4 protein-coding genes are annotated in these 5,029 nt (G+C 77.4%); all 4 read left to right on the top strand.

Translation table 11 applies throughout. The features are described 5' to 3' along the window. Window positions 1-167 precede the first annotated feature (167 nt). The 4 genes from GTR00_RS14250 (at window position 168) to steA (ending at window position 5,029) form a co-directional block, all read left to right on the top strand. Entirely contained in the window at window positions 168-977 is an 810-nt protein-coding gene (locus tag GTR00_RS14250; RefSeq protein ID WP_166612268.1) for a TlyA family RNA methyltransferase, read from the top strand. Beyond that, window positions 974-1,915, top strand: a complete 942-nt coding sequence (locus tag GTR00_RS14245) for an NAD kinase (protein ID WP_166612267.1) — start codon at window positions 974-976, stop codon at window positions 1,913-1,915. The genes GTR00_RS14250 and GTR00_RS14245 overlap by 4 nt, the downstream gene beginning before the upstream one ends. 17 nt (window positions 1,916-1,932) lie before the next feature. After that, a complete protein-coding gene (gene recN, locus GTR00_RS14240) occupies window positions 1,933-3,741 on the top strand; it encodes a DNA repair protein RecN (protein WP_166612270.1) in 1,809 nt (602 codons plus the stop codon). 64 nt (window positions 3,742-3,805) lie between these two features. After that, window positions 3,806-5,029 carry a putative cytokinetic ring protein SteA gene (gene steA, locus GTR00_RS14235; RefSeq protein WP_323132482.1) on the top strand — a complete coding sequence of 408 codons (1,224 nt, stop codon included), beginning with the start codon at window positions 3,806-3,808 and terminating at the stop codon, window positions 5,027-5,029.

Below are 5,029 nucleotides of genomic sequence, written 5' to 3'. Positions count from 1 at the left end.
GCAGGCGGCCGCGAAGGCGGAGCTGCCGGCCGTCGCGGTGCGCACCGGCGGCTACTCCGTCGACGAGCTGCGCGAGGCCGGCGCGGTGGCGGTGCACGAGCACGTGGGCGTCTACGCGAGCATCGACCAGGCCCTGCGCGCGCGCCTGGCCGCCACGGAGGGGTGACGTGGCGCGACGCCTGCGCCTGGACGCGGAGCTCGTCCGCCGCGGCCTGGCCCGCTCCCGCGAGCACGCCGGCGAGCTGGTCAGCGCCGGGCGGGTCAAGGTGGGCGGTGCCACCGCCGGCAAGCCCGCCACCCAGGTGGACCCCGCCTCCGCCATCGTCGTGGAGACCCGCGAGGACGAGGTCGTCTACGTCAGTCGCGGGGCGCACAAGCTCGTCGGCGCCCTGGACGCCTTCGACGTGGCGGTCGCCGGGCGCAGGTGCTTGGACGCCGGGGCCAGCACCGGCGGCTTCACCGACGTGCTGCTGCGCCGTGGTGCCGAGCACGTGGTCGCGGTGGACGTCGGCTACGGCCAGCTGGCCTGGTCCCTGCGCCAGGACCCACGCGTGACCGTCCTGGAGCGCACGAACGTGCGCACCCTGGAACCGCAGCTGGTCGCGCCGGCGCCCTCGCTGGTCGTCGCGGACCTCTCCTTCATCTCCCTCACCCTCGTCCTGCCCGCGCTGGTGCGGTGCGTCACCCCGGAGGCTGAGCACGTGCTCATGGTCAAACCGCAGTTCGAGGTGGGCCGGGAGGCCCTGGGCGCGGGCGGTGTCGTGCGCAGCGCCGAGCTGCGCGCCGACGCGGTGCGCGCCGTGGCGCGCGCGGCCGCCGGTTGCGGGCTGGGGGTGCGCGGTGTCGCGGCGAGCCCGCTGCCCGGGCCCAGCGGCAACGTGGAGTACTTCCTGCACCTGGCCGCCGGTGCCCCCGCGCTCCAGGAGGAGGTCCTGCAGCGGGCCGTGGCCGAGGGCCCGCAGGCGGGGCTGTCGTGAGCGCGCCGGCGAGCGGGCCCGCACCGGGGGCGCGCACGGTGCTGGTGCTGGCGCACACCGGCCGGCCCGAGGCGGTGACGGCGCTGACCGCCGCCGTGCGCGGCCTGCACGCGTCCGGTGTGCGCACCCTGATGACCCCCGAGGAGGCCGGGGCGCTCAGCGTCGCCGACCGCCGCCTGGTGGAGCAGTGCCACCTCGACGGTGCCGTGCAGGGCGCCGAGATGGTCATCGTGCTCGGCGGGGACGGCACCATCCTGCGCGCCGCCGAGCTGGTGCGGGGCACCGACACCACCCTGCTTGGCGTCAACCTCGGTCACGTCGGCTTCCTCGCCGAGGCCGAGCGCGAGGAGGTCGCCGAGACCGTCACCCGCGTCGTCGCCGGGGACTACCGCGTCGAGGAGCGCATGACCCTGGACGTCGAGGTGGTGCTCGACGGGCAGGTCGTCGCCCGGTCCTGGGCGGTCAACGAGGTGTCCGTGGAGAAGGGCAACCGCGAGCGCATGGTCGAGATGGTCGTCGACGTCGACGGCCGCCCCCTGAGCACCTTCGGCGGCGACGGCCTCATCGCCGCCACCCCCACCGGCTCCACCGCCTACGCGTTCTCCGCCGGCGGGCCGGTGGTGTGGCCGGAGGTGGAGGCGCTGCTGGTGGTGCCCATCAGCGCCCACGCGCTCTTCGCCCGCCCGCTGGTCATCGCGCCGACGTCCTGCGTGGGCGTGGAGGTGCTGCCCAGCCTCGACGACGGCGGGGTCGTGTGGTGCGACGGGCGGCGCACCTTCCCCGCCCCCGTGGGCGCGCGCGTGGAGGTGCGCCGCTCGGAGCAGCGCGTGCGCCTGGCCCGGCTGAGCACCGGCATCTTCACCGACCGCCTGGTGGCCAAGTTCGGGCTGCCCGTGCACGGCTGGCGCGGTCCACGCGCCACCCCGGACGGGGGCTGAGCGCGGTGATCGAGGAGATGCGCATCCGCGAGCTCGGCGTCATCCGCGACGCGCGGCTCCCGCTGGGGCCCGGGCTGACCGTCATCACCGGTGAGACGGGCGCCGGCAAGACGATGGTCGTCACCGGCCTGGGGCTGCTCATGGGCGAGCGCGCCGACGCCTCCGCGGTGCGCACCGGCGCGGAGGCGGCGTCGGTGGAGGGGCGGCTGGCGGTGGACCCCGCCGGACCCGCCGCGGCGCGGGCCGTGGACGCCGGCGGGCAGCTGGAGGACGGTGAGCTGCTCCTGGCGCGCACCCTGTCGGCCAGCGGGCGCAGTCGCGCCCACGTCGGCGGCCGCAGCGCGCCCGTCGGCGTGCTCGCCGACCTGTCCGAGCACCTGCTGGCGGTGCACGGGCAGACCGACCAGCTGCGGCTGCGCTCGGCCACGCAGCAGCTGCGCGTCCTGGACGCCTTCGCCGGCAGCGCCCTGGTGGCCGACCTGGCCGCCTACGCTGAGCGCTGGGGGCGCTGGCGCCGGCTGGTCGCCGAGCACGACGACCTCGCCGCGCACACCTCCGAGCGGGCCCGCGAGGCCGAGCTGCTGCGCCTGGGGCTGGAGGACGTCGAGCGGGTGGCGCCCCAGCCCGGCGAGGACGTCGCGCTGCGCGAGGAGGCCGGTCGCCTGGCCCACGTGGAGGTGCTGCGCACCGCCGCCGCGGCGGCGCACCAGGCGCTGACCGGGGAGGACGCCGGCGGCGAGGAGGGGCCCGGCGCCGGAGCGGGTGCCGACGACCTGCTGCAGGGCGCCCGCCGCGCGCTGGCGCAGGCCGGTGAGCACGACCCCGCCCTGGCCGCCCTGGCCGCGCGGGCGGGGGAGCTGTCGTACCTGGTGGCCGACCTGTCCACCGAGGTCGCCGACTACGCGGCGGGGCTGGAGGCCGACCCCGCGCGGCTGGCCGCGGTGGAGGAGCGGCGCGCGCAGCTGACGGCGCTGGTGCGCCGCTACGCCCCCGCGCCCGACGAGGACGGCACCGAGGGCGTCGACGCCGTGCTGGCCTGGGCGCAGCGCTCGGCCACCCGCCTGCTCGACCTGGACGACGACGGCCGCCTGGAGCAGCTGGCCGCCGAGCGCGACGCCGTCGAGCGGGAGCTGCGCGCCCTCGCCGACCGGCTCAGCGCCGCCCGCACCGCCGCCGCCCGGGAGCTGGAGGAGCGCGTGGCGGCCGAGCTGACGGCCCTGGCCATGCCCAGCGCGCGCCTGCACGTGGACGTGCGCCCGGGCGGGGAGCTCGGTCCGCACGGCCGCGACGCCGTGGAGCTGCAGCTGGCCGCCCACTCCGGGGCGGGTCCGCGCCCGCTGGCCAAGGGGGCCTCCGGCGGTGAGCTGTCCCGGGTGATGCTGGCCCTGGAGGTGGTGCTCGCCGGGGCGGACCCGGTGCCGACGATGGTGTTCGACGAGGTCGACGCCGGTGTCGGCGGCCGGGCCGCCGTCGAGATCGGCCGGCGCCTGGCCGCCCTGGCCCGCAGCACCCAGGTCATCGTCGTCACCCACCTGGCGCAGGTCGCCGCGTTCGCCGACGCGCACCTGACGGTGGTGAAGACCGACGACGGCAGCGTCACCGAGTCCGGGGTGGTGCGCCTCGACGACGCGGGCCGGGTGGAGGAGCTGGCCCGGATGCTCTCCGGGCGCGGTTCGGGCACCGCTCGCGCGCACGCGGAGGAGCTGCTGCGCTCCTCGCGGGCCGAGGCGGCCCGGGTCGAGGCGCCCCCGCGGGCACCGGCCCGCCGGACCCGCGCACCGCGCGTGCGACGATCGACCCGGGCCGCGGACCGCTCCGGCGGCTGACGCGGCCGACGGCGCCGCAGGACCAGTCAGGCGCGGGGGGACCCGGCGGGTGAGGAGTGAACGCGTGATCAGGCGCCGGTGGGGCCGCGACCCCGCCCGGGCGGACGTGCCCGGTGGTGCGCCGCAGGTGCCCCCGGGCACCGTGGAGGGCACCGCCCGCGTCGACCGGCGCACCAAGACGCTCACCAAGCGCCTGCGCCCCGGGGAGGTCGCCGTCATCGACCACCTCGACCTCGACCGGGTGTCGGCCGAGGCGCTGGTGGCGTGCGCGCCCGCGGCCGTGGTCAACGCCTCGGCGAGCACCTCGGGGCGCTACCCCAACCTGGGCCCGGAGATCCTCCTGGAGGCGGGCGTGCCCGTGCTCGACGCGGTGGGCACCGACGTCATGACGGCGGTGGCCGAGGGCGCGCGCCTGCAGCTGGCCGGCGAGGAGCTGCTCAGCGGCGGGCAGGTCGTGGCCCGCGGGCGCCGCCTGACGCCGCAGCTGGTGGCCGCCGACATGGAAGCCGCGCGGGCGGGGCTGTCCCTGCAGCTGGAGGCGTTCGCCGCCAACACCATGGAGTTCCTGCGCCGCGAGCGCGAGCTGCTGCTCGACGGCGTCGGCGTGCCGGACGTGCGCACGTCCCTGGAGGGCCGCCACGCCCTCGTCGTGGTGCGCGGGTACCACTACAAGGAGGACCTGGTCACGCTGCGCCCGTACGTGCGCGAGTACAAGCCGGTGCTCATCGGCGTCGACGGGGGCGCGGACGCCATCCTGGAGGCCGGCTGGAAGCCGGACATGATCGTCGGCGACATGGACTCCGTCTCCGACGCGGCGCTGCGCAGCGGGGCCGAGGTCGTCGTGCACGCCTACCGCGACGGGCGCGCCCCCGGCCTGGAGCGGGTGCGCCGCCTGGGCATCGACGCCGTCGTCTTCCCCGCCACCGGCACCAGCGAGGACGTCGCCATGCTCCTGGCCGACGACAAGGGCGCCACCCTCATCGCGGCGGTGGGCACCCACGTGACGCTGGTGGAGTTCCTCGACAAGGGGCGCTCGGGCATGGCCAGCACCTTCCTCACCCGGTTGCGGGTGGGTGGCAAGCTCGTCGACGCCAAGGGCGTGTCCCGCCTGTACCGCTCGCGGGTGTCCGACCGGCAGGTGCTGCTGCTCGTCATGGCGGGCGTGCTCGCGCTGGTGGCGGCGCTGGCGGTGACGCCGACGGGGCAGGCGATCCTCGCGGTGACCGGTGCCCGCCTCGACGACGCGTGGGCCCTCGTCACCGGGCTCGTGCCCGGCGGGGGACCGTGA

The sequence above is a fragment of the Kineococcus indalonis genome, from assembly GCF_009906395.1.
GTDB classification, from domain to species: domain Bacteria; phylum Actinomycetota; class Actinomycetes; order Actinomycetales; family Kineococcaceae; genus Kineococcus; species Kineococcus indalonis.
Note: the sequence above shows the minus strand (reverse complement) of the source record. Positions and strands in the feature narration are given on the sequence as shown.

Coding starts and splice junctions, on each gene's coding strand:
- recN (WP_166612270.1), top strand. CDS start 1,933: ATGCGCATCCGCGAGCTCGGCGTCATCCGCGACGCGCGGCTCCCGCTG.